The following is a 26,380-nucleotide window of genomic DNA, read 5'->3' as shown; positions in this document are numbered from 1 at the left end:
GTCAAGGCAATCCGTCCAGAGGTTCCTTGGCCGCAGATCAAAGCAATCGGAAACGGCGGACGCCACGAATATCACGGTCTCTCCGGCAAGATATTTTGGGGTGTAATCGTCGATGAGATTGCGCGGCTCCGCGGCGCCATCGACGATCTGTGCGTTTCGCGAACGGGGCCTAATCTAAGCCGCGACGTCATGCTCCTTGCGGCTATCGGCGGGAGCTTCCGCTCGCTCGTTCATGCCGTAGTCGCGGACGATATGGCCGATGCGCAGCCGATAGTCCGCGAAGATACCGTTGCGGCCGGCGTGCTGGGCGGCGCGATGTGCCTCCAGGTTTCGCCATGCCCTTACTGCCTCTTCATCGCGCCAGAAGGACAGCGAGAGCAGCTTGCCGCGGTTGGTAAGGCTTTCGAAGCGCTCGATCGAGATGAAGCCGTCGATCTTTTCCAGTTCACCCCGAAGCTCGCCGGCGAGATCGAGATAGGTGTGGCGTTCGCCCATGAAGGGCAGAACTTCGAAGATTACAGCGATCATGGCATCACCAGCTTTGCGTGAGGCAGGGAAATGTTCCTGAGGAAGATGCGATCTTCCTTCAGGAGAAAACGTTCGCGTTTGGCAAACTCGTAGTTTTCCTTGCCGAGCGGATCGGTCGCAAGACGAACGCGATAGGCTTCGTAAGCGGCGAGGCTCTCGATGTTGTAGACGCCGTAGGCGGTCGTCGCCGAGCCCTCATGCGGTGCGAAATAACCGATCAGATCGGCACCATTGCGCGGGATCGCCTGGCCCCAGTTGCGGGCATATTCGGCAAAGGCGTCCTTCTTGAACGGATCGATCTCATAGCGGATGAAACAGGTAATCATCGTCGTCTCCTTGTTATCTGGAAACAGTTTTCGCACATTGCCGGACGACGATGCTTCGGTTAAGATCGAAGTATGAATGAAGGACCTGACATAGCCCAGATCGGTGCGCTGATCGGCGACCCCGCCCGTGCCAACATGCTGACCGCGCTAATGGGCGGCAAGGCGTTGACGGCGACAGAGCTCGCAGCGGTGGGCGGCATTACTGTGCAGACGGCAAGCACGCACCTCGCCAAGCTCGAGGCAGGCAATCTCCTCGCGCAACGCAAGCAGGGCCGCCATCGCTATTTCACCTTGGCAGATGACAGCGTCGGCAAATTCCTGGAAAGCATCATGGGCTTTGCGGCAGGGCGCGGCCATCTGCGCCACAAGCCAGGGCCGAAGGAGCCGGCCTTGCGCAAAGCCCGCATCTGCTACGATCACCTCGCCGGCGATTACGGCGTGCGGATGCTGGACAGCCTGATTGCCCGGGGCGCGATCGATGCGATCGGCGAAGGCCTTGCATTAACGGAGAACGGCGAAAGCGAACTGAAGCGCATCGGCATAGATGTGCACGCCCTGAAGTCGTCGCGCCGACCGCTCTGCCGCTCTTGCCTGGACTGGAGCGAGCGACGGGCGCATCTGGCCGGCAGCCTCGGCAAGGCGCTGCTTTCCAATTTCCTGGAGACGGGTTGGGCCCGTCGCACCGCGGAAAGCCGCTCCGTCATATTTTCCCCGGAAGGCGAACGACAGTTTCTTGCCCTGTTTCCCGCCACCAAATAGCTGCGAACGACCGCAAGATCCAAGCCGCCCGCGGCGCGCAATCCAGCCATGCCCTGCTATCGGTTGAGCTTCGCCCAGGCATCGTGTAAAGGGGCATCATCCCAAACAAGGCGCGAGTAAATGGACGGCTTCGACCTCATCATCTTCGACTGCGACGGCGTTCTGGTCGATTCGGAAATCATCGCTGCGGATGTGGAATCCAAGCTTCTCACCGAAGCGGGCTACCCGATCAGCGTCGAGGAAATGGGCGAGCGCTTCGCGGGCATGACTTGGCAGAACATTCTCTTCCAGGTCGAGCGCGAGGCCAGCATTCCGATTCCGGCCTCCCTGCTTGATAAGTCCGAGACGTTGCTCGATCTCCGTCTGGAGCAAGAAGTGCAGGCGATATCAGGCGCCGAAACCGCGATTTCGCGACTGAAGCTGAAGCGTTGCATCTGCTCGAACTCCGGCAGCGCGCGGCTCGACATGATGCTCGGCAAGGTGGGCTTGAAGCCCCTCTTTGCGCCCCACATCTTCTCGGCGAAGGACCTCGGGCCCGATCGCGTGAAGCCGAAGCCGGATATCTTCCTGCACGGCGCCAAGCAGATGGGCGTTTCGCCTGATCGCGCCGTTGTCGTCGAAGATTCCGTTCATGGCATCCACGCCGCGCGGGCTGCGGGCATGCGCGTCATCGGCTTTACCGGCGCCTCGCACACCTATCCCGCCCATGCCGACAAACTGACCGATGCCGGTGCTGAAACGGTGATTTCCCGCATGAGCGATCTGCCCGGCGTCGTCGCCGCACTCGCCGAGTGGGAAGGCGTTTTGTAACTCAGCTTGCTCTCGAGCGCAGGCGGCGCTCGCGCCCAGCCCTATTCGAAGCTAGTTCCCAGCCGGTACCAGAAGTCGAAGCTCTGCGCCCCCTTTTCGGCGGGAACTGCGATAAATTGCGCCGTCGCAGCGGAACGTCTGCTCTCTGCGACGAAGCGGACCTATTCAGATATCGAAGCAACAATCTCCGTCCAGTGGGGCTGTCTCGCATGAACGTTTCCGTGGAATTGTGCTCTCTTCCCGAACTCGACGATCGGATCACCGTTGTCAGGGCAGGAGACGAAGTTGATGCCATGTTCGTACGCACCGAGAGATTGAACGTCCTGATCGACACTCTCGGAACGCCTGAGCAGTGCCGGATGGCGCTGGACCTACTTGGTGAGGAAGTGCGCGCACGTCCCTTGGTCGTCGTGAACTCCCACATGGACTGGGATCACTTCTGGGGTAACGCCGCGATTGCAGGGAAAGCCCTTGTTGTGGCCCACGCTGCAGCGCGTGAACGGTTGAGTGATCCGTCTTCTCTTCAAGCTCTGAAAGATAAGACACGTGAGGATTCGCGATTTCGAAACGTCGAACTCATAGGTCCAGACATTACCTTTTCAGGTTCAACGGTCCTTCATGGCGGCGATCTCACGCTCGAATTGATTCATACGCCTGACCATATTGCGGTATGGATTCCTGAAATCCGCGTGTGCTTGGCCGTTGACGCCGTGGAGCACCCCATCCCGGAGGTCTGGGGCAGAAATGCGCGTGATCTTCGGCTGATCTGCTCATCCCTCAAACGAATACGCGACTTGGACGCAGAATTCGTCATCCCTGCCCATGGAAGGACGCTCTCTCCTTCGACAGTGAACGACAACTTGTTATACTTCAAAGCATTGGCCGGCTGCGTCGCAAATTTAAGCGAGGCACAGTTAGCGAATCCCGAGCTAGGTAAATCAACTGGCCTTCGGCTTCAGGATTTCGTCGCAATCCCGGCCGACATGGCACAGCACGTGGTGGAATTCTATGAGAAATGCCACGAAAACAACCTCGGCGCGACGGTTCAGGCACGCATAGAAGGGTTGAACTTCGCATAAGATAGCCGCTCGCGGCCTGCTGCAACGAGCGGCTTTTCGCTGGCTCACGCGCAATTCCACAGGGGGCATCGTGGATCTGGCTCCGAACCTTTGCTTTCCCGCAGATCTGCGCTGTTGCATAAGCCGTGTTCGGTCATTCACTGAGCCACGGCCCTGCCGATCCCTCGGGTGATCTTCCTGCGGGGAGTGTGCGCCGGCGCCCAGCTTGACCAGGCGGCGGTTTTCGAGGCCGGTCACAAATTCCTCCGCAAAGACTACACTTTCAAGCTGAGGGCGCCCGACAAAATCTCGAAACGCGCCGGGAGCTGCCCGGGCGCCTCGCCGTCGCTGTCGATCGGGACCGCGGCCTTGCCAATCGGCCAAGCCTCAACGAGCCTGGCGCGATGGATGCTGACAAGCGGGCTCTTGAGGTGGCCGCCACTGTAGATGCTGTTCATCAGCGACAGCACCTTCAGCCTGCCCGCACCGCGGATGATGACCACGTCAAACAGGCCATCGGCGACATCCGCGTCGGGAGCCACCATCATGCCGCCACCGAACCAGGCGCCATTGGCAACGGCGACCGCCGTGATCGGACCCTCGTAAATATTCTCTTCATCGAGCCGAAGGCGGATATTGGGAGGCTTGTAGCGCAGGATCTGCAGCAGGCTGTGGAAGAAAAAAACTGTCGGTCCCGTCAGGCGTCTGCCCCTGCGCGCCGCATTGACGGCACGCACGATATGACCGGACACGCCAAAGCTCGCGATGTTGGCGAAGTGGCGCGCGACCGTATCGCCGTCCTCATCGTCGCAGGTGAGCAATCCGGCATCGATCTGCCGAACGCAAGGAGAGATCAGCTCATGGGCAATCTTGGCAGGATCGCGCGACATCGGAAAATTGCGGGCGAAATCACATCCGGTGCCAGTGGCGATGAAAGAGAAAGCCGTGGCCGGCCGATGCGACTTCAGAATGCCGCCGGCGACCTCGCCGATCGTCCCGTCGCCACCGACGGCGATCACCAGATCGGCCCCGTCATCCGCCAGCTCGCGCCCGAAGCGTTCGGCATCGCCGAAACCCTTGGTTTCACGCAGGCTAAGATCGGTGAATCTCGCCTCGATGGCGCGCCGCAGCGCCGACCAGAACAACCTCTTCCCGCGACGGCCCGACGCCGGATTCAATACGATACCGATTTTCAAGCGATCTGCTCTCCCCGCGCCGGCCAGCATGGCGATGCGGAAACACGGGCGTTCCTCAGGTCTTCTTTTTCTTGCTCGTCGGCACCGGCCCCTGGTCGAAGCCAATGTTCACACGAACCAGCGCGCCGGAACCGACCGGCAGCTTGATGCCGTCCTTGCGGAACAAGGCCTGCGAGGCTCCTGAGCCGACCTCGACCGGGAAATTCGTCACCTCCGAGTAGAGCGCGTCCTCACCGTCGTAGACCGTGATGCGAACCGGGAGTGTGATCTTGCCGGACGAACCACCGCTCGGACCGGCGAGAACGCGAAGCTGCGCTACCACGGTCATCGTCAGGTTCGTATCGTTCAGGCTGCACTGGCGCGTGTAGTCGCCGATCGATGCCTGGTAGGCGAGTTTCTGCGCATCGCCGGTCTTGGCGCCGCCCGCATAGGTGCGGAAGATCGCATCACTGTCCTTCATGAACATCTGCGGGCACGCACCCTGGACGACGGGGGCAGTTGTGCCCGACGCAGTCGTGGCGGTACCGATCGAAGGATTGTTGGACGACGGATTGGCCGGTGCCAGCGGCATGATCTGCCCATTGCCATTCGGCTGGGCTGGTGCCGTTGCGCTGTCTGAGCCACCGCCGACGCCGAGTGAATTGCAGCCGGCGAGCATTGTCGCAAACGAAGCCGAAACGATGAGACGCGAGACCTTGCCAAGCACGATTATTCCACCCTCTCCACAAAGTTTTTTGGCAGGCCCAATCACTTGATGGCAGGCCTTTCGTGACAGTTTGCGATGGTCTATATCAGCGGCGCAAACAAAAATCGATTGGGTAAGAACCGTTTTGATGCACATTTCCGGATCGCAGGCGACGGCCGGCAGAGCAAGCGAGATGCGGCGCGAGGCCTACTTTCCCTCCAACCCGGACTTTCTCCGGCCGGCACATCAAGGATAACGACAGTGGATTATATCTCGACCCGCGGCGAAGCCCCTTCCCTCGGTTTCTGCGATGCATTGCTGGCGGGTCTGGCGCGCGATGGCGGCCTCTATGTACCGCGCAAGTGGCCGCATTTCTCGAAAAAGGAAATCCGTGCGCTTCGCGGCAAGAGCTATCAGGAGGTCGCCTTTGCGGTCCTGTCGCCCTTCACCAACGGTGAAATTCCGGACGAAACCTTCCGCGCGATGATCGATGAGGCCTACGGCACTTTCCGCCACCCGGCGATCGCCCCGCTCGTGCAGACCGGCCCGAACAGCTTCATCATGGAGCTCTTCCATGGCACGACGCTGGCGTTCAAGGATGTCGCCATGCAGCTGCTCGCCCGCTTGATGGACTACGCGCTGGAACAGCGCGGCCAGCGCGCGACCATCGTCGGCGCCACCTCGGGCGACACGGGAGGAGCTGCGATCGACGCCTTTGCCGGCCGCGAACGCACCGACATTTTCATCCTCTTCCCGCACGGCAAGGTCTCGCCGGTGCAGCAGCGCCAGATGACGACCTCCACCGCCTCCAATGTTCACGCGCTTGCCGTCGAAGGCAATTTCGACGACTGCCAGAACCTCGTCAAAGCGATGTTCAACGACGCGCCGTTCCGCGACCGCGTCAAGCTCTCCGGCGTCAACTCGATCAACTGGGCCCGCATCATGGCCCAGATCGTCTACTACTTCACAACGGCAATCGCGCTCGGCGGGCCGGATCGCAAGATCTCGTTTACCGTACCGACCGGCAATTTCGGCGACATCTTTGCCGGTTACTGCGCGAGGCGCATGGGCCTGCCAATCGGCAAGCTGGTGGTCGCCACCAACGAGAACGATATCCTCGACCGCACGCTGAAAACCGGCCGCTACGAGATGAAGGCCGTTAAGGCCACGACCTCGCCATCGATGGACATCCAGATCTCCTCGAACTTCGAGCGGCTGCTGTTCGAAGCCTATGATCGCGACGCCTCGAAGGTTCGCGCAGCGATGGACAGCCTGAAGCAGTCCAGCGGCTTCGAAATTGGAAAGGACGCGCTAGCCTTTATCAAGAAGGACTTCCGCGCCGGCCGCGCCAGCGAGAAGCAGGTCGCCCAGACGATCAAGAAAACCTACGCCGAAACGGGCTATCTTCTCGATCCGCATTCGGCGATCGGCACCTTCGTTGCAGCAAAGCACGAGAAGCCGAACACGCCGATGGTGACCCTTGCCACCGCACACCCGGCGAAATTCCCCGCCGCCGTAAAATCGGCCTCCGGTATTGACCCCGCGCTTCCGACGTGGCTTGCTGATCTGATGCACAAGGAGGAGCGCTTTCAGATTGTGAAGCCTGAGCTCAAAGCCATTGAGACCTTCATCGGCGAGCATGCTCGGGCCTAAGGAACGCAGGCGCAGAAAGATAGCCAATGACAGTTGAGTGCACCCGGCTCAAATCCGGGCTGACAGTAGTCACACAGACCATGCCGCATCTGGAAAGCGTTGCGCTGGGTGTTTGGATCAAATCAGGATCGCGCAATGAGACGACAGACGAGCATGGCATCGCCCACCTGCTCGAGCATATGGCCTTCAAGGGCACTGCACGCCGCAGCGCACGTGAAATCGCCGAAGAGATCGAGGATGTCGGCGGCGAGGTCAATGCCGCGACCTCCACGGAAACGACCTCCTACTATGCCCGCGTCCTCAAGGACCACGTGCCGCTCGCGGTCGACATCCTTGCTGATATCCTGACGGAATCGGCCTTCGAGGAGGAAGAACTCGAGCGCGAAAAGCAGGTCATCCTGCAGGAAATCAACGCCGCGAACGACACGCCTGACGACGTGGTTTTCGACAAGTTTTCCGAGACCGCCTATCGCGACCAGACACTCGGCCGGGCGATCCTCGGCACGCCGCAGACGGTGGTATCGTTCACGCCACAGCAGATTCGCGGCTATCTCAGCCGCAACTACACGACCGACCGGATGTTCGTCGTCGCGACCGGGGCCGTCCAGCATGACGAATTCGTCCGCATGGTCGAGGAACGCTTCGCCAGCCTTCCGACCTCTCCATCGGCAACGCCCGTCATGGAGCCGGCAAAATATATCGGCGGCAATATCCGCGAGACGCGCGACCTGATGGATGCGCAGATTTTGCTCGGCTTCGAAGGCAAGGCCTATCACGCCCGCGACTTCTACTGTTCGCAGATTCTCGCCAACATCCTCGGCGGGGGCATGTCGTCCCGCCTGTTCCAGGAAGTGCGGGAGATCCGCGGCCTCTGCTACTCCATCTATGCCTTCCACTGGGGCTTTTCCGATACCGGCATCTTCGGCATCCATGCCGCCACCGGTGGCGAGAACCTGCCGGAACTGGTGCCCGTTATCATTGACGAGCTGCACAAGTCGGCAGCGACCATCGAGCAGAAGGAAATCGAACGCGCCCGCGCCCAGATCCGCGCCCAGCTGCTGATGGGCCAGGAAAGCCCGGCTGCCCGCGCCGGCCAGATCGCAAGGCAAATGATGCTCTACGGCCGCCCTATTTCCAACCCGGAGATGATGGAACGGTTGGAAGGTATCACGGTCGAACGCTTGACGGATCTTGCAGGACGCCTGTTCTTCGATACCGTGCCGACGCTCTCTGCCATCGGCCCGCTCGAACATCTGGCGCCGATGGAAGACATCGCCGCGTCTCTTTCCTCGCCCGCTCCTCAGAGCAAACAGGCCCTCGTCTGATCTGACATCCATCCTGCCGGGAGTGATCGATGCCAAAATCGGTTTTTCGGTTCCTGTCGCGGCAGCCGGATTCAGTAGAGCTCGAGAACGAGCACTATGTGCTGCGACTGCCGCGCTACCAGGATTTCAACCAGTGGCACAAGCTGCGGGCGGCCAGCCGGCAGTTTCTGGAACCGTGGGAACCGACATGGCGCCGCGATGAGTTGACGGAGGGCGCCTACCGCGCCCGCGTCATCCGCGGCAAGCAGGAATACGCCTCCGGCCAGGCCATTCCGCTTTTCCTGTTTCACAAGCAGAACGCGACGCTGCTCGGCGGCATCACGATCGGCTACATCCGCCGTGGCGCAGCACAAAGCTGTATGATCGGCTACTGGATGGGCGAGGCATACGCCGGCCAGGGCCATATGTTCGCCGCACTTCAATTGGTTATACCCTACATCTTCGCAGGGCTTGAGTTGCACCGTATCGAAGCAGCCTGTATTCCAGACAATGCTCGGAGCATACGCCTGCTTGAAAAAGCCGGGTTTCAGCGGGAAGGCTATCTGCGCGGATACTTGAAAATCAACGGTCAGTGGCACGACCATATGATGTTCTCATTGCTCGCCACCGACACGGATAAAGGCAGGATAACCGACAGCCGATGACTAACAACCGCATGCTGCTCTCATCACCGGCCGGACGATTGATCGCGGTGATCGCAGCTCTCTTGCTGTCGGCATTCATGCTAGCGGCAGGTCATGTTCAGGCAGCCGAACCGGTCAAGATCTCCCGCGACGATACCGCACTCGATCTGACTGCCACGACGGAAATTTACGCCAATCAGGGGGAAGCCTTTCAGGTCTCCACTGCTGCCGCTGCCGATGGTATCCGCCGCCGTATTGAGGTACGTGCCAGCTCCGACAACCATCAGGGCGACTGGGCCGTCTTCGCGCTCGCCAACGTTTCCGACGAGCAGCTTGAGCGCGTGATCGTAGCGCCCCACTTCCGTCTCGTGAATTCGAAGCTGTTCTGGCCGGACCTGGGCTCGCAACGCATCATCGCCATCACGCCGAGTGAAGGCTTCGCACTCGACCGGCAGCCGAGCGACGAGGCCGACGTGTTCCGCATCACGCTCAACCCCGGTGCGGTGATCACCTTCGTTGCCGAACTGACGACGCCGGAGCTGCCGCAGATATATCTGTGGGAACCCGACGCCTACAAGGACACAATCAACGCCTTCACGCTCTACCGCGGCATCGTGCTCGGCATTGCCGGCCTGCTTGCGGTGTTCCTGACGATCCTTTTCGTGGTCAAGGGCACATCGATGCTTCCGGCAACGGCCGCGCTCGCCTGGGCGGTGCTTGGCTATATCTGCGTCGACTTCGGCTTTCTCGGCAAGCTGATCAGCATTGCTTCGACCGACCAGCGAATATGGCGTGCCTGTGCGGAAGTCGCCCTCGCCTCCAGCTTCGTCATCTTCCTGTTTACCTACCTCAACCTCAACCGCTGGCACACGCATCTCGGTTACCTGACGCTTGCCTGGGTGCTCGGCCTGGCGCTGCTCTTCGGCGTCGCGATCTACGACCCGGCAATCGCCGCCGGCATCGCACGCCTGTCGTTTGCGCTGACCGCGACGATGGGCCTTCTGTTGATCGTCTATCTCGGCCTCAACCGCTATGACCGCGCTATCCTGCTGGTGCCTGCCTGGGCGCTGATCCTCGTCTGGATCTTCGGAGCCTGGCTGACGATCACCGGCCGGCTCGACAACGACATCATCCAGCCGGCTCTCGGCGGCGGCCTCGTTCTCATCGTCTTGCTGATCGGCTTTACCGTCATGCAGCACGCCTTTGCCGGCGGCGCGTTCCAGCAGGGTCTTTTTTCCGATCTGGAGCGTCAATCGCTGGCTCTGACGGGATCGGGAGACATGGTGTGGGATTGGGATGTGGCGCGCGACCGCGTCGTCACGATCCCGGATGTTTCCGTCAAGCTCGGCCTTCCGGCCGGCGCGATGCATGGCGCCGCCCGCAACTGGCTGCCGCGGCTCCATCCCGACGATCGCGATCGCTTCCGGGCGACGCTCGACGTCCTGCTCGAACATCGCCGCGGGCGGCTGAACCACGAATTCCGTATCCGCGCGGAAGATGGTCATTTCCATTGGCTTCTCATCCGCGCCCGGCCGGTGCTTGGCTCCAACGGCGAGATCATCCGCTGCGTCGGCACGATCGTCGACGTCACCGAACAGAAGAATTCCGTCGAGCGGCTGCTGCACGACGCGCTGCACGACAACCTGACCGGCCTGCCGAACCGCCAGCTGTTCCTCGATCGCTTGCAGTCCGTGCTTGCGCTGGCGCCCGGCGGCGAGACGCTGCGCCCGACCGTGATGGTGATCGATATCGACCGCTACAAGCTGGTGAACGACACGCTCGGGATCGCCGCTGGCGACAATATCCTGATAGCGCTCACGCGCCGCCTGCGTCGTCTGCTCAAGCCGCAGGATACGCTCGCCCGTCTCTCCGGTGACCAGTTCGGCCTCATCCTGACTTCCGAGCGTGATCCGACCAAGGTTGCCGACTTCGCCGATGCAATCAGCAAGGCGATCATGGTGCCGATCAACTTCGCCAATCGCGAGATCATTCTGACGGCATCGATCGGGCTTGCCTCCTTCGTTGATCAACAGGAAAGCGCCGCTGGCATGCTCAGCGACGCGGAGCTCGCGATGTACCGCGCCAAGCGCGCCGGCGGCAATCGCGTCGAGCCGTTCCAACCAGCCTTCCGCGATTTCGGCGCCGACAGGCTGCAGCTCGAATCCGATCTGCGCCGCGCCATCGAGCGCAAGGAACTGTCGATGGTTTACCAGCCGATCGCCGGGCTGGAGGACGTGGAGATCGCCGGCTTCGAAGCCCTTATGCGATGGGAGCATCCGAAGCGCGGCAGCATCCCGCCTTCGGAGTTCATTCCGATTGCGGAGACATCAGATATCATCGACATGCTTGGGATCTTTGCTCTGGAGCAGGCGACGAACGACCTGATGGGCTGGGAAAACCAGACCGGCGAGCTGCCGATCTTCGTCTCGATCAATCTCTCCAGTGCGCAGTTGCTGAACAACGAGCTCTACGACGACGTGCGGTCGGTGCTGGCGAAGACCCATTGCGATCCTTCGCGTCTGAAGCTCGAGCTCACGGAATCCATGGTCATGGAGAACCCGGAGCAGGCACGCCTTGTACTCGAGAAGCTGAGGGAAATGGGTCTCGGCCTTGCTCTCGACGATTTCGGAACCGGCTATTCCTCCCTCGCCTATCTGACGCGCTTCCCGTTCGACACGATCAAGCTCGACAAGACGATGGTGCGCGACGCCAGTGACAAGAAGGCGACCGTGCTTCGCTCCGTGATCGCCATGGCGCGCGAACTTGATATGAAGGTCGTTGCCGAGGGGATCGAGTCGAACGAGGATGCGATCGAGCTCGCCAAGATGGGTTGTACCTTTGGGCAGAGCTATCTTTTCGGGCCGCCCATGGCATCGGAATCCGTATTGCGCTTGCTGAAGGAGCGGTTCCCGCTGACGAAACGCGCGTAAGCCGGTCGCGGCAGCTCTGCTGTCGCGTTACTGGACGAGTTGATGCACGTATTCAAGCTTGGCCACCACAGGCGGTGACAGGACGAACGGATAGGAATCCGGCTGCCCCATGCTGCGCTGGATGGCGTTGATCGCCACGCTCAGCGGGATCCAGGCGCTGACAAGCTGCTCGGCGCTGCGCGCCCGATACGGCTTGAAGTCCACCTCCGCCGCCATCTCCTCATGTCCTCGGGGATCGATCGCAATCCCAAATGCGCGCGCCGCCTCCAGAGTGTCGACAATATGGAGATAGTGGGCGAAACACTCGGCGAAATCCTCCCAGGGATGTGCTGCCGCATAGGCGCTGATGAAGTTTTCCTGCCACCCGAGCGGCGCGCCGTTTGCATAGTGGTTCTGCAGCGCGGTGGCGTAGTCCTGTCGCTCGTCGCCGAAGATTGTGCGGAAGTCGTCGAGGGCATTGCGGTCGCGAACCCGCTTGTTCCAGATAAAGTGTCCGGCTTCATGACGGAAGTGACCGAGCAGCGTACGATAGGGCTCGTTCATCGACGTGCGCGCCAGTTCGCGGGTGACGCCATCGGCTTCCGCCGCACGGATCGCAACCACGCCTTCTTCGTGGCCCGTCATCGCGGCAACGACGTTGCCGTCGCTCTGCACGGTGTCCTCGAGGAAATCGAACACCAGGCCGCCCTCTGGATCCTGCCGCCGATCCGGATGCGGAAGCTTCAGCCGCAGGAGGGAATAGAACAAGTGCCTCTGTGCCTGGCTGATGTTTCGCCAACGGTCCACACCGTCCTGTGTGTTGGTGTTCGGTACCAGTCGATTGTGGCGGCAGGCGACGCAGAAATCGCCGTCATCCCCCTCACCGATCAGCCAATTGCAGATATCGAGCCCCGCATTGGCGCAAAAGCGGACGGATCGATCCGGGCGGCCTGCTAGCTGCCACACATCACCGTCCAGCGGCTCCACCGCATGCATGGTAAGGTCATTCGGCAGGAAGCCGAGCCGATGATGACATCGGACGCATTGACGGTTGTCGAAATGCACGACCTGATCGCAGTTGTCGCAGGCAAACAGTCTCATCGCGCCCCTCGCCTATATCATCATCGAAAAAGCCCGCGAGGCGGAACGCAGCGGGCGTGTTCGACTGCCGTCAGGCGGCGCTCAAAGCTCAGGCTTGCTGCCCCGGCGCCAGGAGCAAATGCGCTCTTTGCAGATCGTTCCGCGGATTATGCGTGGCCTGCATCGGCCGAAAGCATGGCAGCATTGATGCCCATGGTGGCCAGCGCGCGCTCGTACTTGTCGTCGAGGCCGCGATCAAAGATCAGTTCCTCGTTCGCCGGGCATGTAAGCCAGCCATTGTTTCCGACTTCGGCCTCCAGCTGGCCGGCGCCCCAGCCGGCATAGCCGAGCAGCATGGTGGCCCGCTTCGGTCCCTTGCCCTTGGAGATCGCCCGGATGATGTCGAGCGTCGCCGTCATGCAGATATCGTCGCTGACCGGAATGCTGGAATCGCAGAGATAGTCGTCGGAGTGCAGCACGAAGCCGCGGCCGCTCTCCACCGGCCCGCCGGTCTGGATTGGGCAGTCGCGCGCATGAGCGGGAAGTACGATCGCCTCCTCATCTTTGATCATATCGAGATGCAGGAGAACATCGGTAAAGGTCAGATTCTGGGGGCGGTTTATCACAAACCCCATCGCGCCGGCATCAGAATGGGCGCAGATGTAGATTACCGTGCGGGCGAAGTTGCGATCCTCCATGGCCGGCATGGCAATGAGGAACTGGCCATCGAAGAAGCCACGTTCGCGTCTGTTTTTCAGGGTTGCTAAGGACATTATTCCTCCTGCTGCCAGACCGCACGAGGCCCCGACACGATGAGCATGAGCCAATGTCACAGATCAATCAACTGAAAATGAAAACTTAAACGATGGTGAGTTCTAGCCGAGCATGGGGATTTTCAATAAACGGTTGATCCATGGAGACTATTTCACTCGCCGTTCGCCAACTCTGGCCCGCCTCGTGCCTGCTCGTGGCCATGCTGCAGCTTTCCCAGCCGGCGCGGGCGGAGACGAGCGCTTGGGCCGACAATGAAGGCGGCCGGATGCGGCTGATCGCGCTTCCGCCCGACGACAGCGGGACGATACGCGCCGGACTGCAGATCGAGCCTAAGCCAGGCTGGATCACCTATTGGCACGAGCCCGGGAACAGCGGCATTCCGCCGCAGGTCACCTTGTTATCCGAGGGTGTTTCCCTTGACAGGATCAGCTACCCGATCCCGAAACATATCGTCGACGGAAAGGTCGACGAGGTCGCCTACGACGCGTCGGTGACGTTCCCGCTGCAGCTGACGGCGAAAAACCCCGCTGTCCGCGAGCTCAAGGCAAATGCCTTCATCGGCATCTGCAAGGAAATCTGTATCCCCTTTCAAGCCGAGTTGTCGCTGACCCTTGAGCCATCGGCGCAATCGCGCCCGGCCGAGGAGGCAATTCTCAGGGACGCCGATTCTACCTTGCCGGAAGCCGCCTCTTCCGAATTCAAAGTCGACCACCACGAGCTGTCGACCGACATGAAGGAACTCTCCCTCAACATTACCCTGCCGGAGAGCGGTGAGAGCGCACCTGAGGTGATTGTGGCGGGCCCGAGCGGGCACGTCTTCACCAGGCAGATGGCCACCCACCGCGACGGCAAAAGCTTCGCGACAACGCTTTCCATTGGCAAGCTTCCCAAGGGATACGATGTCCATGGAAAGACATGGAGCGCACTCATCATCGATGGCACGCGCGCCATCGAGGCACCGCTTGCCTTTGAGTGATCGCGTTCTATAGTCGCGCCCAAATCGCGGTATTTGCGCCGCCTGAATAGACATGACAAGGAGACGTCCATGACCATCGCAATCGGCGACAAGCTTCCTACGGCCACCTTCAAGGAAAAGACGGCGGATGGCCCGGTCGAGATCACCACGGAGCAACTCTTCAAGGGCAAGCGCGTCGTCCTCTTTGCGGTCCCTGGCGCGTTTACGCCCACCTGCTCGCTGAACCACCTGCCGGGTTATCTGGAGAACCGCGATACCATTCTTTCCAGAGGCGTCGATGACATCGCCGTCGTCGCCGTCAACGATTGGCACGTGATGGGGGCCTGGGCTCAGTCCTCCGGCGGCATGGGCAAGATCCACTTCCTTGCCGATTGGGATGCAGGGTTTACCAAAGCCCTCGGTCTCGACACCGATCTTTCGGCAGGCGGCCTTGGCGTCCGATCGAGGCGCTACTCCATGCTGGTCGAGGACGGCGTCGTGAAATCGCTGAACATCGAAGAGAGCCCCGGTCAGGCCACCGTTTCCGGCGCCGCGACCATGCTAGGGCAACTGTAAGCCTTCGCATCTCGATCATCAGAAAGCGGCCCCTGCGGCCTAATGCAGTTCACTTAGTGAGCTGCGGGCAAGTTTGATGGTTCAGGATGGGGATTCGTTTTCCCATCCTGTTTTTGTTTGTGATGTCACGCACCCTTGGACATTCGGCCGAATTATCGGCTCTTTCGCAGGCGATCGACCCGGACTGGATCGCTCAGGCTCTCGCCACGACAGGCAAGGCGAGCATCCGCAAGCGCAAGCTGCCAGCCGAGCAGGTCGTCTGGCTGGTGATTGCGTTGGCCCTTTATCGTCATCAGTCGATCCCGGAGGTGGTGGCCCATCTTGATCTGGTTTTGCCCGATGAGGTCAACGCGGATATTGCCAAGAGCGCGTTGACACAGGCACGGCAGCGCTTGGGTCAGGCACCGTTGGCGCAGTTGTTTGCAATGAGTGCATCATGCTGGGATGAACGCCACCAATCCGGGCGTGCCTGGCGGGGTCTTTGTCGTTATGCCGTGGACGGCAGCACGCTGCGGACGTCCGACAGCCCGGAGAACCGGGCGCATTTTGGAGCGCAGGCCTACGCGTCTGGCGTTGTCGCAAGCTATCCGCAATTGCGGCTGCTGACGCTGACGGCGCTGGCGACGCATCTGGTGCGTGATGCGGTGTTCGGAGCCTATGGCACAAACGAGATGCTCTATGCCAAAAGCCTGCTCGACCGGGTTCCGGACCATTCGCTGACGGTCTTCGACAAGGGCTTCTTCAGTGCCAGCCTTCTCTTGCAATTGCAGACGAAGGGACATGAGCGTCACTGGCTGATTCCGGCCAAAGCCAACAGCACATGGGAACGACTGGATCCGCACCCCACCGATTATCGGGTGCGCATGAAGGTCTCGCCCCAGGCGCGGCAGGCAGAACCGGACTTGCCGGCCTTCTGGGAGGTCAGGGCCATCGAGACGACCACCAGCCATGGCAAAAAGCGCATATTGTTGACATCGCTGATGGACAGACAAACTTATCCGGCAAGCGAAATCGTCCATCAGTATGAAGAGCGATGGCGCATCGAGACAAGTTATCGCGAACTCAAGCAGGTATAGCGCGGCGATCTGGATGAGAGGCGCGCGACAATCTGGATGAGAATCCCGTGTGTCGCTGGCTGGGTGAGTTTATCTGTTTGATTGACGCTCGCAAGCGTCATTCATTGGTCTGATTGACGCTCCGCGACAATCTCGTTTGTGTTGTTGATTGTCGCGTAGGAGGACGGTCTTCCACGTTGGCGTTTTGCCTCCATGGCAGAGCGACGCCTGTAACTTTCGACGTTCATCTCGAAGATCGTTGCGTGATGAACAAGCCGGTCCACCGCGGCGAGCGTCATCGCCGGATCCGGGAATACACGGTTCCATTCTCCAAACGGCTGGTTTGCCGTAATCAGCATGGATTTACGCTCGTATCGCGCGGAGATCAGTTCAAACAGAACGCTTGTTTCGGCCTGATCCTTGGTGACGTAAGCAAGATCATCGAGAATGAGCAGATCGAATCTTTCGAGCTTGTTGATCGCGGATTCCAGTTGAAGTTCGCGGCGAGCGACCTGAAGCTTTTGAACAAGTTCCGTCGTGCGCGTGAAGAGAACCCGCCAACCATTTTCGACAAGTGCCAGCCCGATGGCGGCCGCCAAATGACTCTTGCCTCCGCCTGGTGGGCCGAACATCAGGACATTAGCGCCCTTAGCGATCCATGCGTCGCCAGCGGTGATCGCCATGACCTGGGCTTTCGAGATCATTGGCACGGCATCGAAGTCGAAGCTGTCAATGGTCTTGCCGGGCGGCAGTCTTGCCTCAGCGAGATGACGTTCAATCCTGCGCCGGTCTCGTTCCGAGAGCTCGTGCTCGGCGATGGCCGCAAGGAAGCGCGCTGCTGGCCAGCCTTCCTTGTCGGCCTGTTCAGCAAATTGCGGCCACAGAACTTTGATCGCTGGCAGGCGGAGTTCATTGAGCAGCAGGGAAAGGCGTGCGGCGTCGACGGAGCTGCTATTCTTCATGCTGCATCTCCCATCTCGTTCGATGCGAGCAGAACTTCGTAGCTGGAAAGAGGAGCCAGTTGGACGACGACACCGGGTATCGCGGCCGGATCGGGAGCGAACAGTGCGTTCAGGCGCTGCATGTTCGGCAGTTTACCGGCGTCGAGACTGAGCTGAAGTTGGTCGGCGAGTTCAGCCTCGCAGCCGCGGTCATGCGCAAGTGCGAGGAGCTCGACCATCAACTTACACGCCTGCTTCTCTGGCATCCGTTCAATCAAGAGGTCGAAGGTCTGCCGATACGATTGCCGTGGAAAGAGCTGATCGCGATAAACAAGGCCGAGCAGAGCCATGGGTTTGCGGCGCAGCGAATGAATGACATGCCGATAGTCGACGATCTGACTATGCTTGCCACTGGAGTGAGCGCGCCCTCGGGGCAGTGTCATCAATGGTGTTCCGCCGACAAACAGATCAAGGCGATCGTCGAAAAGGCGAATGCGCAGCGTGTGTCCGATCAGTCGGGAAGGAACTGTGTAGAAGACTTTACGCAGTGTGAAGCCCCCGGTGCGCGCGACACGCAGAACGATCTCCTCGAAATCGGTCGTTCGTCTTTCGGGCAAACGTTGCAGATGCGTTCGTTCCACATCGGTTCGCTTGCCCTTCAGCGCATTGCGACGGCCGATAATCTCATCGATGAAGCTGCGATAGCTGTCGAGGTCGTCGAAATCATTTGAACCTCGCATCAAGAGTGCGTCTTTAATCGCACTCTTGAGATGGCCATGGGAGCTTTCGATCGAGCCGTTCTCATGGGCGATACCCTTGTTGTTGCGCGTCGGCGTCATCAGGTAGTGCTCGCAGAGCTGCTCGTAGCGTTGCGTCAAATCCCGCTTTGCGTCGTTGTCGAGATTGCGGAAAGCAGCAGAGAGGCTATCCGTTCGGTGGTTCAATGGTGCCCCACCCACCGACCACAAAGCATTCTGCAAACCTTCCGCCAGGGCGACAAAGCTCTCTCCGCCCAAGATGACGTGCGCATGCTCAAAGCCGGACCAGACAAGACGAAAGTGATAAAGAAGATGATCAAGCGGCGCAGCGGCGACGCGAACGCCAATGCTGCCCATATCGGTGAAGTCGGATAGTCCAAGCCTGCCTGGCTCATGAACCTGCCGAAAGATAACCTCCTGTTCTTGGCCATGTATTGACCGCCATGCACTGATCCGCCTCTCCAGAGTCCGCCGAATTCCCTGTCCGAGTTCCGGATGACGCCGCAGCATCTCCTCGTAGAGGGCCACAGATCGAATACCTGGCGAGGACTTCAGGATCGGCACAACTTCGGCGTCGAAGATGTCGACGAGTGGATCGGGACGCCGCCGTTCACGGGCCGGCTTCTTTTGGGATGGTAGCCTGGCATCGCTATCAAGGCGGTAGGCTGTGGCAACGCTTATGGAGGATTTGGCGGCCGCAACAGTGACCGAATGCGTCTGACGCAACTTCATAAAAAGCCTCATTTGATGATCGTTTACATGGCGACCCGGCAATCGGTGCTCCTCTCAGGAATACACCTCGATACTGGGCCGGCCGCGATACACAAACGAGCCGAAAAATCTCGCCATCAGCGCTGCTGGAACTCCGGTCGGGCTACGCCCTCCCTACGTTCCAGCAGCGCTGACAGATTCTCATCTTGATTGACGCGCATTCTCATCCTGATTGTCGCGCCGCACAAGCAGGAGCTTCTCGGTAGCGAACTGACCCTGCGAAGCGGCACGCCGGAGACTGTCTATCAGGAGGTCTGGGGCGCGTTGCTGGCCTACAATCTGGTGCGGCTCGAAATGGCAGAGGTCGCGACCGAAGCCCAAGTCGAGCCAACCCGACTAAGCTTTATCACAGCCCTGCATTACCTGCGTCACGAATGGGGATGGATGGCGATCGAAGCACCCGGCAAAATCCCCGCCCACCTCACCAGATTGAGAAACAGATTGGCAGACTTGCTGCTGACAGAAAAACGGGGGCGATCATGCCCCCGTGTCGTCAAAAAACTGCCTGCCAGATACCCGATAAGAGCCGTAAGCAAACCTAAGTGAACTGCATTAGCCCCTGCGGCCGCTTTTTTGTTTTCACATCAAAGATGATTGACCATCGCCACTTTTTCGCCTTAGTCGTTATACCATAACTGTAATGTTATTACATTTTGGTGCGATATGCGTTTTTCAAAGATTCGAGATCATAGTCCGGCGGGGCTGATGGAGCTTTCCGCCGTGCGTCGTGTCTTCTACGTCGCGTTGATCAGCCTCCCGCTCTGGGCGGCGATCCACTGGGCGACGCTGCTGCCATGAGCACCGCGGCGATCGAACTTGTGGATCTGACCGTCGCCTACGAGCGGCATCCCGCCGTCCATCATGTCTCCGGAACGATTGCGGCTGGAAGCCTGATCGCGATCGCCGGCCCGAATGGAGCCGGCAAATCCAGCCTGCTGAAGGCCATCATAGGTGAACTTCGTCCCACCTCGGGGATCGTCAGGCACGAGTTGAAGCGCACCGATTTCGGCTACCTGCCACAGGCTGCCGATATCAACCGCCGGTTCCCGATTTCGGTGCTCGACACGGTCCTGTTGGGATCCTGGCGGCAAACTGGAGCCTTCGGATGCGTCGTACCGGCGGCGCGAAACAGGGCGCACAAGGCGCTTGGCGTGGTCGGACTGGAAGGCTTCGAGGGGCGCAGCATTGGGTCTCTCTCTGCCGGCCAGTTTCAGCGCGTCCTATTTGCGCGACTGCTCCTGCAGGATGCCGGCGTCATTCTTCTCGACGAGCCGTTCACGGCCATCGATGCTCGCACGACGCGGGATCTGCTGGACATCGTCGCACGCTGGCACGCCGAAGGGCGCACGGTACTCGCCGTCCTTCATGATTTCGAGCAGATCCGGGCGCATTTTCCGCAAACGCTCCTGCTTGCGCGCGAAACCATCGGCTGGGGCGCGACGGCAGACGTTATGTCTCCCCTCAACCTTGGCAAAGCGCGTGCCATGGCCGAGCGGTGGGACGAAAGCGCCGGCATGTGCGAGCCCGCAGCATGACGGCCTATGATCTCCTTTTCGCGCCCTTCGCCGACTACGGCTTCATGCGCCGCGCGCTTGTCGCCTGCCTGTGCCTGGGACTTGGCTCCGGTCCGATCGGGGTCTTCCTGATGTTGCGGCGCATGAGTCTCGTCGGCGACGCGATGAGCCATGCCGTGCTGCCTGGCGCCGCCATCGGCTATCTTGTTGCCGGCTCGCTCTCGCTGACGGCAATGGGGCTCGGCGGGCTCGTTGCCGGGCTTTCGGTTGCACTCCTGTCGGGCATGGTCAGCCGCGTGACCTCCTTGCAGGAGGATGCGAGCTTCGCCAGCTTCTACCTGTCCTCGCTGGCGCTCGGCGTCCTCATCGTTTCGTTGCGCGGTTCGAATATCGACCTGTTGCACGTCCTCTTCGGCACCATCCTCGCTATCGACAGTCCGGCCCTTTATGAGATCGGCGCCATCAGCACGGTGACACTGGCAGTGCTCGCGATCATCTACAGGCCGCTGGTCGCGGAATGCTTCGATCCCGGTTTCCTAAGGGCCATCGGCGGGCGCGGACCGACCTATCACTTTCTCTTCCTGCTGCTGGTCGTGCTTAATCTGGTCGCCAGTTTCCAAGCCTTGGGGACGCTGATGGCGGTCGGCCTGATGATGCTGCCGGCGGCGATCGCACAACTCTGGTCACGCAACCTCCCATCCATGATGGCGATTGCGGCTGCGAGCGCAACTGCCGCAGGCTATCTCGGGCTTGTTGCCTCCTACCATCTCGAACTCGCGTCCGGACCGACGATCATCATGACGGCGGCGCTGATCTACGGCCTTTCGATCTTCCTCGCCCCGTCGGGCCTCGCCCGGCGGTATTTCCCTCGCCCGCACCTGAACGGCTGACAACCCCGGAGACTTCGCATGATTTCCCGCAGACTGCTTCTCTCAGTGATGATCCCGGCGCTGGTGGCGCTTTCGACGACGTCGTCGGCTTCCGCCGCGCCGCTGAAGGTCGTCGCCTCCTTCACCGTGCTCGCCGACGTGGTCCACCAAGTCGGTGGCGACCACGTAACGGTCACGAGCCTTGTCGGCCCGAACGGCGATCCCCATGAGTTTGAACCATCGCCAAGCGACGCGAAGAACCTCAATGCGGCACAGATCGCTTTCGTCAGCGGCGATGGTCTGGAGGGCTGGATGGATCGCTTGATTAGCGCCTCAGGCTATAAGGGCAAGCCGGTCGTCGTCTCAGACGGGATAAAGTTCCGGACCATGGCCGAAAATGCGCAAACCGTGACCGATCCACATGTCTGGAACAGCCCCGTCAATGTCAAGGTCTGGGTCGCCAACATCGAGCAAGCGCTTGCGAAGGCAGCTCCGGCCGATGCCGCTGCGTTCAAAACCAATGCCGAGACCTACATGAAGAAGCTCGATGCGCTCGATGCCTACGCGCATTCGAAACTCGGAAAGATCGCGCTGGACCATCGCAAGGTCCTGACCAGCCACGACGCCTTCGGCTATTTCGGACGTGAATACGGCGTGCAGTTCCTCGCGCCGATCGGCGTATCGACGGAGAGCGAAGCCTCGGCCGCCGAGATCGCAAGACTGATCGAACAGATCAAGGCCGAGCACGTGAAGACGTATTTCTTCGAGAACTCCAACGACCCGCGCCTCGTCAGGCAGATTGCCAAGGCGACAGGCGCCGAGCCCGGTGGCGAGCTCTATGTCGAATCTCTTTCCGACGCCAAAGGACCTGCATCAACCTACGAAAAGATGTTCCGCTATAATGTCGACCAACTCGTGGCGGCCATGGCAAAGGCCAGTTGACGGCAAACACCGGATTGCGCAAAGACTCGGCCCGGCCTCAATAATTGAGATCGAAAACGATCAAGCCACCCAATCCGCCATCTGTCGAGGAGACGATGCGCTCGCCGACATCCACATGCTCCGGATGCACAAGGTAGGCATCGCGCGCCTCGGCACTTTCGAACGTCACGGCAAAACCGTCAACGTAACCGGCATGCAGACCTTCCGGCGAGACGTTCGGACCGTATTTGATATCGATGATGCCGGGGATCACCTGCTGCAACGCGACGATCGATTCAAATAAGGACTGCTTCTCTTCGGCCGTCATCGCGGCTTTCAGCCGCATCAGCACGCAGTGCAGGATCATATGGCATCCTCCCAAACAACATTGCCTGCAAACATAGAGAGAGAAGTGTCGACGGGGCAACAATAAAGCCTGCTCTCAACAGGAAACGAAGCTCTCCGCGGCCGACGACCATTTCCGTCCCTCAAACCGTCGTAATCGGAACGGTGCTGCGGTCATTCTTCTCTAGTCTGTCATCAACGGCTGTATGGGGTTGAGGAGCCACGCACGGTCGGCAGGTTTTCAACGGAGGAGATGGAAATGAGCAAGAACCGAGGCGTCGTCTATATGCGACCCGGCAAGGTCGAAATCCACGACATCGACGATCCGAAGCTTGAAGCGCCCGATGGCCGCAGAATCGAGCACGGTGTCATCCTGAAAGTGATTTCCACCAATATTTGCGGGTCGGACCAGCACATGGTCCGCGGCCGCACCACTGCCATGCCCGGCCTCGTCCTCGGCCACGAGATCACCGGTGAGATCATCGAAAAAGGCATCGACGTGGAGATGCTCGAGGTCGGCGATATCGTCTCGGTGCCGTTCAACGTCGCCTGCGGCCGCTGCCGTTGCTGCAAGTCGCAGGACACCGGCGTCTGCCTGACGGTCAACCCGTCGCGCGCCGGCGGTGCCTATGGTTATGTCGATATGGGCGGCTGGATCGACGGGCAGGCCCGCTACGTCACCATTCCCTATGCCGATTTCAATCTGCTGAAATTCCCCGATCGCGACCGGGCAATGGAGAAGATCCGCGACCTGACCATGCTTTCGGACATCCTGCCCACCGGCTTCCACGGCGCGGTGCGGGCCGGCGTCGGCGTCGGATCCACCGTCTATGTTGCCGGTGCCGGCCCGGTCGGGCTCGCGGCAGCTGCTTCCGCCCGCATTCTTGGCGCCGCCGTCGTGATGATCGGCGACTTCAACAAGGATCGCCTTGCCCATGCAGCCAAGGTTGGCTTCGAACCGATCGATCTTTCGAAGAGCGATCGCCTGGGCGACATGATCGCGCAGGTGACCGGCAGCAACGAGGTGGATAGCGCCATTGACGCCGTCGGCTTCGAGGCGCGCGGCCATAGCGGCGGCGAACAGCCGGCGATCGTGTTGAACCAGATGATGGAAATCACCCGCGCGGCCGGCTCAATCGGCATTCCCGGCCTCTACGTGACCGAGGATCCGGGTGCTGTCGACAATGCCGCCAAGCACGGCAACCTGTCGCTGCGCTTCGGCCTAGGGTGGGCAAAGGCCCAGTCCTTCCATACGGGTCAAACGCCGGTGCTGAAGTACAATCGCCAGCTCATGCAGGCGATCCTGCACGACCGGCTGCCGATTGCCGATATCGTCAATGCCAAGGTCATTCCTCTCGAAGAGGCGGTGCAGGGCTACGAAAGCTTCGACCACGGCGCAGCGACGAAGTTCGTCCTCGACCCGCATGGCGAGGTCGCCAAGGCAGCGTAATCGACAAGCCTCCCAGGCTTTTGGCAGGGAGCGACGTATCGCCCCCTGCCCCCTCATGGGCAAACAGCCCGCTCGCGCTGTGGCCGATGCCGAGGGCCACGAGCGCGATGGCACGGATATGCTCGGCGTCGCCCCGAACGGCTGCTGCGGCAAGGCTTGCCTATTCAATCTCCAGCAGAAGGGCACGATGGTCGGAGACCTCAGGCTGCTTGACGACCTCGAAGGACCTGACCTCCACATCGGCGCTCACCAGCATGTAGTCGGCGTAGCGGCCTTCCTTCATGTAGTGCGAGGTTCTCGTGTCCGTATGGCCGCGGAAGGTCACGAGGTCGCTGAGGCCGAGCGCGGCAAGTGCTTGGAACATCATGCTTTCGGGGAGAACGTTGAAGTCGCCACAGACGACCAGCGGCTCGCCTTCGCGCCATATGCGGCGGATGAGAGCGACCAACGCATCCGCCTGCCCGCGACGCGCCGGTGTGTCGCCCTTGCCGGCCAGATCGCGCAGGCCGTGCAGCTGGGCGACGGTGATCGCGCGGTTGGCGCGATAATCGAACAGGCGAAGGCAATGGGCGTTGCGCGCCCGAGGATGCGGCCCATAGCCGTCACTCGAGAAGTCGCCATGGACGAAATCCGTGGCTTGGCCGATGACCGGAAGAGACGCGCGCACGAAGGTCGCCAGACCGAATTCCGACATGACCGACGCATCGCCGTCGAAAAGCTCGCCTCTGGCGGTCGGCGCGAAGAACGCATCGTGCGTGGGAAGGATCGCCTTGATCTCGGCAAACAGATTGGCGCGCTGCGGCAGGATATGACTGCCGTCGCGGTAGACCAGCCAGTCACTGGCAACGGCAACGGAACGGGTAATTTCCTGTAGGCAGAGAACATCGGCGTTGATCTCGGCGAGATAGTGAAGCAACGGCGCATGCAGCTTTCCACCCCATGCATTCAGCGAGACAATCCGCACGGCATTCCTCCCGCTTCGCGCTAACGCGTTTCCCGACTTGATTCAGCCAAACGCCCCACGTCTTTGTTTCTACGAAATTTTGCGCAGAACGTTCTAGCGTTTCTTGAACGGCTCCATGCCCTTGCGGGCGAGTTCGTCGGCGCGCTCGTTTTCCGGATGGCCGGCGTGGCCCTTGACCCAGTGCAGCGTGACCTTGTGCCTGTTGCGGGCTTCCTCGAGCGCCTGCCAGAGCTCGGCGTTCTTCACCGGCTTCTTGTCGGCGGTCTTCCAGCCGTTCTTCTTCCAGCCGAAGATCCACTTGGAGATCCCGTCTTTGACGTAGACGCTGTCGGTATAAAGATCGACCTCGCAGGGTGCTTTCAAAGCTGACAAAGCTGAGATCGCCGCGAGCAGTTCCATGCGGTTGTTGGTCGTCTCGGCCTCGCCGCCGCAGAGCTCCTTTTCGACCTCGCCATAGCGCAGAACCGCGCCCCAGCCGCCAGGCCCGGGATTACCGGAGCAGGCGCCGTCCGTGAAGATATCGACGTGTTTCATGCCGCAAGCCCATATTCGGCGGCAGAGCCGATCTGCCGGTGGAAGCGCAGCTTGCGCAGATATTCGAGCGGATCCTTCTTGGTGACCAGCGCGCCCTCGGGCGTCGTCAGCCAGTCGTACAGGCGCGTCAGGAAGAAGCGCAGCGCTGAGCCGCGCGACAGCATCGGCAGCGCGGCGCGCTCGGCAGCGCTCAACGGTCGGACGCTCTGGTAGCCTTCCAGCATCGCCATTCCCTTGGTGATGTTGTAGGCGCCGTCCTTTTCGAAGCACCAGGCGTTCAGGATGATCGAGACGTCATAGGCAAGCAGGTCGTTGCAGGCGAAATAGAAGTCGATCAGACCGGATAGCGCGTCGCCGAGGAAGAAGACATTGTCGGGAAAGAGATCGGCGTGGATGACGCCATCCGGCAGGTTCTTCGGCCAGTTGGCGGCGAGGAAATCGAGTTCGCCGCGGATCTCGTTCTGCAGGCCCTTTTCCACCTCGTCGGCACGGGCCTCCGACTTCTCCCACAGCACCTTCCAACCATCGACCGACAGCGCATTCGGCCGCTTCAGCGTGAAGCCTTCACCGGCGACATGCATCTGCGCGAGCGCCTTTCCGACTTCGCGGCAATGCTTGGCCTCCGGCTTGCGCAGCCACATCCCTTCCAAAAACGAGATCAGCGCGGCCGGGCGATCGGAGAGCGTCCCGAGCAGCGCACCATCGTTCCGCGGCAGCGGCAGCGGGCAGGACAGTCCACGGGCGGCCAGATGCTGCATCAGCCCGAGGAAGAAGGGCAGATCGTTCTTTTCGACTCGCTTTTCATAAAGCGTGAGGATCAGCGGTTCCTTGGTGGTGTGCAGCAGGAAGTTCGAGTTCTCGACACCTTCCGCGATGCCCTTGTAGGACAGCAGCGTGCCGGTATCGTACTCCGTCAGGAACCACTTCAAATCGTCTTCGGAAATATCGGTGTAGACAGCCAATTTACGTCCCGCGAAAGTGTTTGATCAATGGAAGGCCCC

Annotated in this window: 28 protein-coding genes; 16 read left to right on the top strand and 12 right to left on the bottom strand. The window is 60.5% G+C overall.

Annotated elements, in window-relative coordinates:
* Nucleotides 1-174: 174 nt before the first annotated feature.
* Together WGT02_RS06310 and WGT02_RS06305 are read right to left on the bottom strand one after the other, a co-directional pair.
* Nucleotides 175-528 (bottom strand): antibiotic biosynthesis monooxygenase, encoded by a 354-nt coding sequence (locus tag WGT02_RS06310; RefSeq protein ID WP_024315816.1) that lies wholly within the window; start codon nucleotides 526-528, stop codon nucleotides 175-177.
* Nucleotides 525-854, bottom strand: a complete 330-nt coding sequence (locus WGT02_RS06305; RefSeq protein ID WP_024315817.1) for an NIPSNAP family protein — start codon at nucleotides 852-854, stop codon at nucleotides 525-527. Before WGT02_RS06305 ends, WGT02_RS06310 begins: the two co-directional genes overlap by 4 nt.
* A gap of 72 nt (nucleotides 855-926) precedes the next feature.
* Here WGT02_RS06305 and WGT02_RS06300 point away from each other — a divergent pair, with 72 nt between their 5' ends.
* From WGT02_RS06300 to WGT02_RS06290, 3 genes are all read left to right on the top strand, one after another.
* Entirely contained in the window at nucleotides 927-1,613 is a 687-nt protein-coding gene (locus WGT02_RS06300) for a helix-turn-helix transcriptional regulator (RefSeq protein ID WP_024315818.1), read from the top strand.
* A gap of 120 nt (nucleotides 1,614-1,733) precedes the next feature.
* Nucleotides 1,734-2,423 carry an HAD family hydrolase gene (locus tag WGT02_RS06295; protein ID WP_024315819.1) on the top strand — a complete coding sequence of 230 codons (690 nt, stop codon included), beginning with the start codon at nucleotides 1,734-1,736 and terminating at the stop codon, nucleotides 2,421-2,423.
* Between the two features lie 209 nt (nucleotides 2,424-2,632).
* The gene (locus tag WGT02_RS06290; protein WP_208248635.1) at nucleotides 2,633-3,502 is read left to right on the top strand and encodes an MBL fold metallo-hydrolase; all 870 of its coding nucleotides are present in this window, start codon (nucleotides 2,633-2,635) and stop codon (nucleotides 3,500-3,502) included.
* A 254-nt stretch (nucleotides 3,503-3,756) separates the two neighbouring features.
* On the opposite strand, the gene WGT02_RS06285 is transcribed toward WGT02_RS06290, so the two are convergent.
* Nucleotides 3,757-4,677, bottom strand: coding sequence for a diacylglycerol kinase family protein (locus WGT02_RS06285; protein WP_024315821.1), 921 nt, complete (start codon nucleotides 4,675-4,677; stop codon nucleotides 3,757-3,759).
* Nucleotides 4,678-4,732: 55 nt separating this feature from the next.
* On the bottom strand, nucleotides 4,733-5,386 hold the full coding sequence (locus WGT02_RS06280; protein ID WP_024315822.1) for a hypothetical protein: 654 nt from the start codon (nucleotides 5,384-5,386) through the stop codon (nucleotides 4,733-4,735).
* Between the two features lie 237 nt (nucleotides 5,387-5,623).
* On the opposite strand from WGT02_RS06280, the gene thrC reads away from it, so the two are divergent.
* The 4 genes from thrC to WGT02_RS06260 are packed head-to-tail and all read left to right on the top strand — an operon-like array spanning nucleotide 5,624 to nucleotide 11,893.
* Nucleotides 5,624-7,015 (top strand): threonine synthase, encoded by a 1,392-nt coding sequence (gene thrC, locus WGT02_RS06275; protein ID WP_037070204.1) that lies wholly within the window; start codon nucleotides 5,624-5,626, stop codon nucleotides 7,013-7,015.
* Between the two features lie 26 nt (nucleotides 7,016-7,041).
* Nucleotides 7,042-8,340, top strand: coding sequence for a pitrilysin family protein (locus tag WGT02_RS06270; RefSeq protein ID WP_024315824.1), 1,299 nt, complete (start codon nucleotides 7,042-7,044; stop codon nucleotides 8,338-8,340).
* 29 nt (nucleotides 8,341-8,369) lie between these two features.
* Complete coding sequence (locus tag WGT02_RS06265) at nucleotides 8,370-8,984, top strand: GNAT family N-acetyltransferase (protein ID WP_024315825.1); 615 nt, start codon at nucleotides 8,370-8,372, stop codon at nucleotides 8,982-8,984.
* Nucleotides 8,981-11,893: a sensor domain-containing phosphodiesterase gene (locus WGT02_RS06260; protein WP_024315826.1), complete on the top strand. Its 2,913-nt coding sequence runs from the start codon at nucleotides 8,981-8,983 to the stop codon at nucleotides 11,891-11,893. The genes WGT02_RS06265 and WGT02_RS06260 overlap by 4 nt, the downstream gene beginning before the upstream one ends.
* Before the next feature lie 27 nt (nucleotides 11,894-11,920).
* Here the strand turns inward: WGT02_RS06260 and WGT02_RS06255 are convergent, their stop codons facing one another.
* Nucleotides 11,921-12,973: a putative zinc-binding metallopeptidase gene (locus tag WGT02_RS06255; RefSeq protein WP_024315827.1), complete on the bottom strand. Its 1,053-nt coding sequence runs from the start codon at nucleotides 12,971-12,973 to the stop codon at nucleotides 11,921-11,923.
* A 146-nt stretch (nucleotides 12,974-13,119) separates the two neighbouring features.
* Nucleotides 13,120-13,725 carry a YqgE/AlgH family protein gene (locus WGT02_RS06250; RefSeq protein WP_024315828.1) on the bottom strand — a complete coding sequence of 202 codons (606 nt, stop codon included), beginning with the start codon at nucleotides 13,723-13,725 and terminating at the stop codon, nucleotides 13,120-13,122.
* Nucleotides 13,726-13,865: 140 nt separating this feature from the next.
* Here WGT02_RS06250 and WGT02_RS06245 point away from each other — a divergent pair, with 140 nt between their 5' ends.
* The 3 genes from WGT02_RS06245 (at nucleotide 13,866) to WGT02_RS06235 (ending at nucleotide 16,333) form a co-directional block, all read left to right on the top strand.
* Nucleotides 13,866-14,702 (top strand): protein-disulfide reductase DsbD domain-containing protein, encoded by an 837-nt coding sequence (locus WGT02_RS06245; protein WP_208248638.1) that lies wholly within the window; start codon nucleotides 13,866-13,868, stop codon nucleotides 14,700-14,702.
* A 69-nt stretch (nucleotides 14,703-14,771) separates the two neighbouring features.
* Nucleotides 14,772-15,257 carry a peroxiredoxin gene (locus WGT02_RS06240; protein ID WP_024315830.1) on the top strand — a complete coding sequence of 162 codons (486 nt, stop codon included), beginning with the start codon at nucleotides 14,772-14,774 and terminating at the stop codon, nucleotides 15,255-15,257.
* 86 nt (nucleotides 15,258-15,343) lie between these two features.
* Nucleotides 15,344-16,333: an IS4 family transposase gene (locus tag WGT02_RS06235; RefSeq protein ID WP_208248640.1), complete on the top strand. Its 990-nt coding sequence runs from the start codon at nucleotides 15,344-15,346 to the stop codon at nucleotides 16,331-16,333.
* 101 nt (nucleotides 16,334-16,434) lie between these two features.
* Here WGT02_RS06235 and istB read toward each other — a convergent pair whose 3' ends face one another.
* Both istB and istA read right to left on the bottom strand, forming a co-directional pair.
* Nucleotides 16,435-17,274, bottom strand: coding sequence for an IS21-like element helper ATPase IstB (istB, locus tag WGT02_RS06230; RefSeq protein WP_208245483.1), 840 nt, complete (start codon nucleotides 17,272-17,274; stop codon nucleotides 16,435-16,437).
* Nucleotides 17,271-18,755 (bottom strand): IS21 family transposase, encoded by a 1,485-nt coding sequence (istA, locus tag WGT02_RS06225; protein WP_208244988.1) that lies wholly within the window; start codon nucleotides 18,753-18,755, stop codon nucleotides 17,271-17,273. The genes istB and istA overlap by 4 nt, the downstream gene beginning before the upstream one ends.
* Nucleotides 18,756-18,932: 177 nt before the next feature.
* On the opposite strand from istA, the gene WGT02_RS06220 reads away from it, so the two are divergent.
* The 5 genes from WGT02_RS06220 (at nucleotide 18,933) to WGT02_RS06200 (ending at nucleotide 22,107) form a co-directional block, all read left to right on the top strand.
* Nucleotides 18,933-19,328, top strand: coding sequence for a hypothetical protein (locus tag WGT02_RS06220; protein ID WP_208248643.1), 396 nt, complete (start codon nucleotides 18,933-18,935; stop codon nucleotides 19,326-19,328).
* A gap of 117 nt (nucleotides 19,329-19,445) precedes the next feature.
* Nucleotides 19,446-19,580 (top strand): hypothetical protein, encoded by a 135-nt coding sequence (locus WGT02_RS06215; protein ID WP_258579358.1) that lies wholly within the window; start codon nucleotides 19,446-19,448, stop codon nucleotides 19,578-19,580.
* Entirely contained in the window at nucleotides 19,577-20,317 is a 741-nt protein-coding gene (locus tag WGT02_RS06210) for a metal ABC transporter ATP-binding protein (RefSeq protein ID WP_024314220.1), read from the top strand. The genes WGT02_RS06215 and WGT02_RS06210 overlap by 4 nt, the downstream gene beginning before the upstream one ends.
* Entirely contained in the window at nucleotides 20,314-21,186 is an 873-nt protein-coding gene (locus WGT02_RS06205) for a metal ABC transporter permease (protein ID WP_024314221.1), read from the top strand. The genes WGT02_RS06210 and WGT02_RS06205 overlap by 4 nt, the downstream gene beginning before the upstream one ends.
* Before the next feature lie 18 nt (nucleotides 21,187-21,204).
* Entirely contained in the window at nucleotides 21,205-22,107 is a 903-nt protein-coding gene (locus WGT02_RS06200; protein ID WP_024314222.1) for a metal ABC transporter solute-binding protein, Zn/Mn family, read from the top strand.
* A 37-nt stretch (nucleotides 22,108-22,144) separates the two neighbouring features.
* On the opposite strand, the gene WGT02_RS06195 is transcribed toward WGT02_RS06200, so the two are convergent.
* Entirely contained in the window at nucleotides 22,145-22,453 is a 309-nt protein-coding gene (locus tag WGT02_RS06195) for a Dabb family protein (RefSeq protein WP_024314223.1), read from the bottom strand.
* 237 nt (nucleotides 22,454-22,690) lie between these two features.
* On the opposite strand from WGT02_RS06195, the gene fdhA reads away from it, so the two are divergent.
* Nucleotides 22,691-23,881 (top strand): formaldehyde dehydrogenase, glutathione-independent, encoded by a 1,191-nt coding sequence (gene fdhA, locus WGT02_RS06190; protein ID WP_208248646.1) that lies wholly within the window; start codon nucleotides 22,691-22,693, stop codon nucleotides 23,879-23,881.
* A gap of 160 nt (nucleotides 23,882-24,041) precedes the next feature.
* On the opposite strand, the gene WGT02_RS06185 is transcribed toward fdhA, so the two are convergent.
* From WGT02_RS06185 to WGT02_RS06175, 3 genes are all read right to left on the bottom strand, one after another.
* On the bottom strand, nucleotides 24,042-24,845 hold the full coding sequence (locus WGT02_RS06185; RefSeq protein WP_024314225.1) for an endonuclease/exonuclease/phosphatase family protein: 804 nt from the start codon (nucleotides 24,843-24,845) through the stop codon (nucleotides 24,042-24,044).
* A gap of 93 nt (nucleotides 24,846-24,938) precedes the next feature.
* On the bottom strand, nucleotides 24,939-25,379 hold the full coding sequence (gene rnhA, locus WGT02_RS06180; RefSeq protein ID WP_024314226.1) for a ribonuclease HI: 441 nt from the start codon (nucleotides 25,377-25,379) through the stop codon (nucleotides 24,939-24,941).
* The gene (locus WGT02_RS06175; protein WP_024314227.1) at nucleotides 25,376-26,341 is read right to left on the bottom strand and encodes a homoserine kinase; all 966 of its coding nucleotides are present in this window, start codon (nucleotides 26,339-26,341) and stop codon (nucleotides 25,376-25,378) included. The genes rnhA and WGT02_RS06175 overlap by 4 nt, the downstream gene beginning before the upstream one ends.
* Nucleotides 26,342-26,380 lie beyond the last annotated feature (39 nt).

This window comes from Rhizobium sp. T1470 (assembly GCF_042140505.1).
GTDB lineage: Bacteria > Pseudomonadota > Alphaproteobacteria > Rhizobiales > Rhizobiaceae > Rhizobium > Rhizobium favelukesii.
Note: the sequence above shows the minus strand (reverse complement) of the source record. Positions and strands in the feature narration are given on the sequence as shown.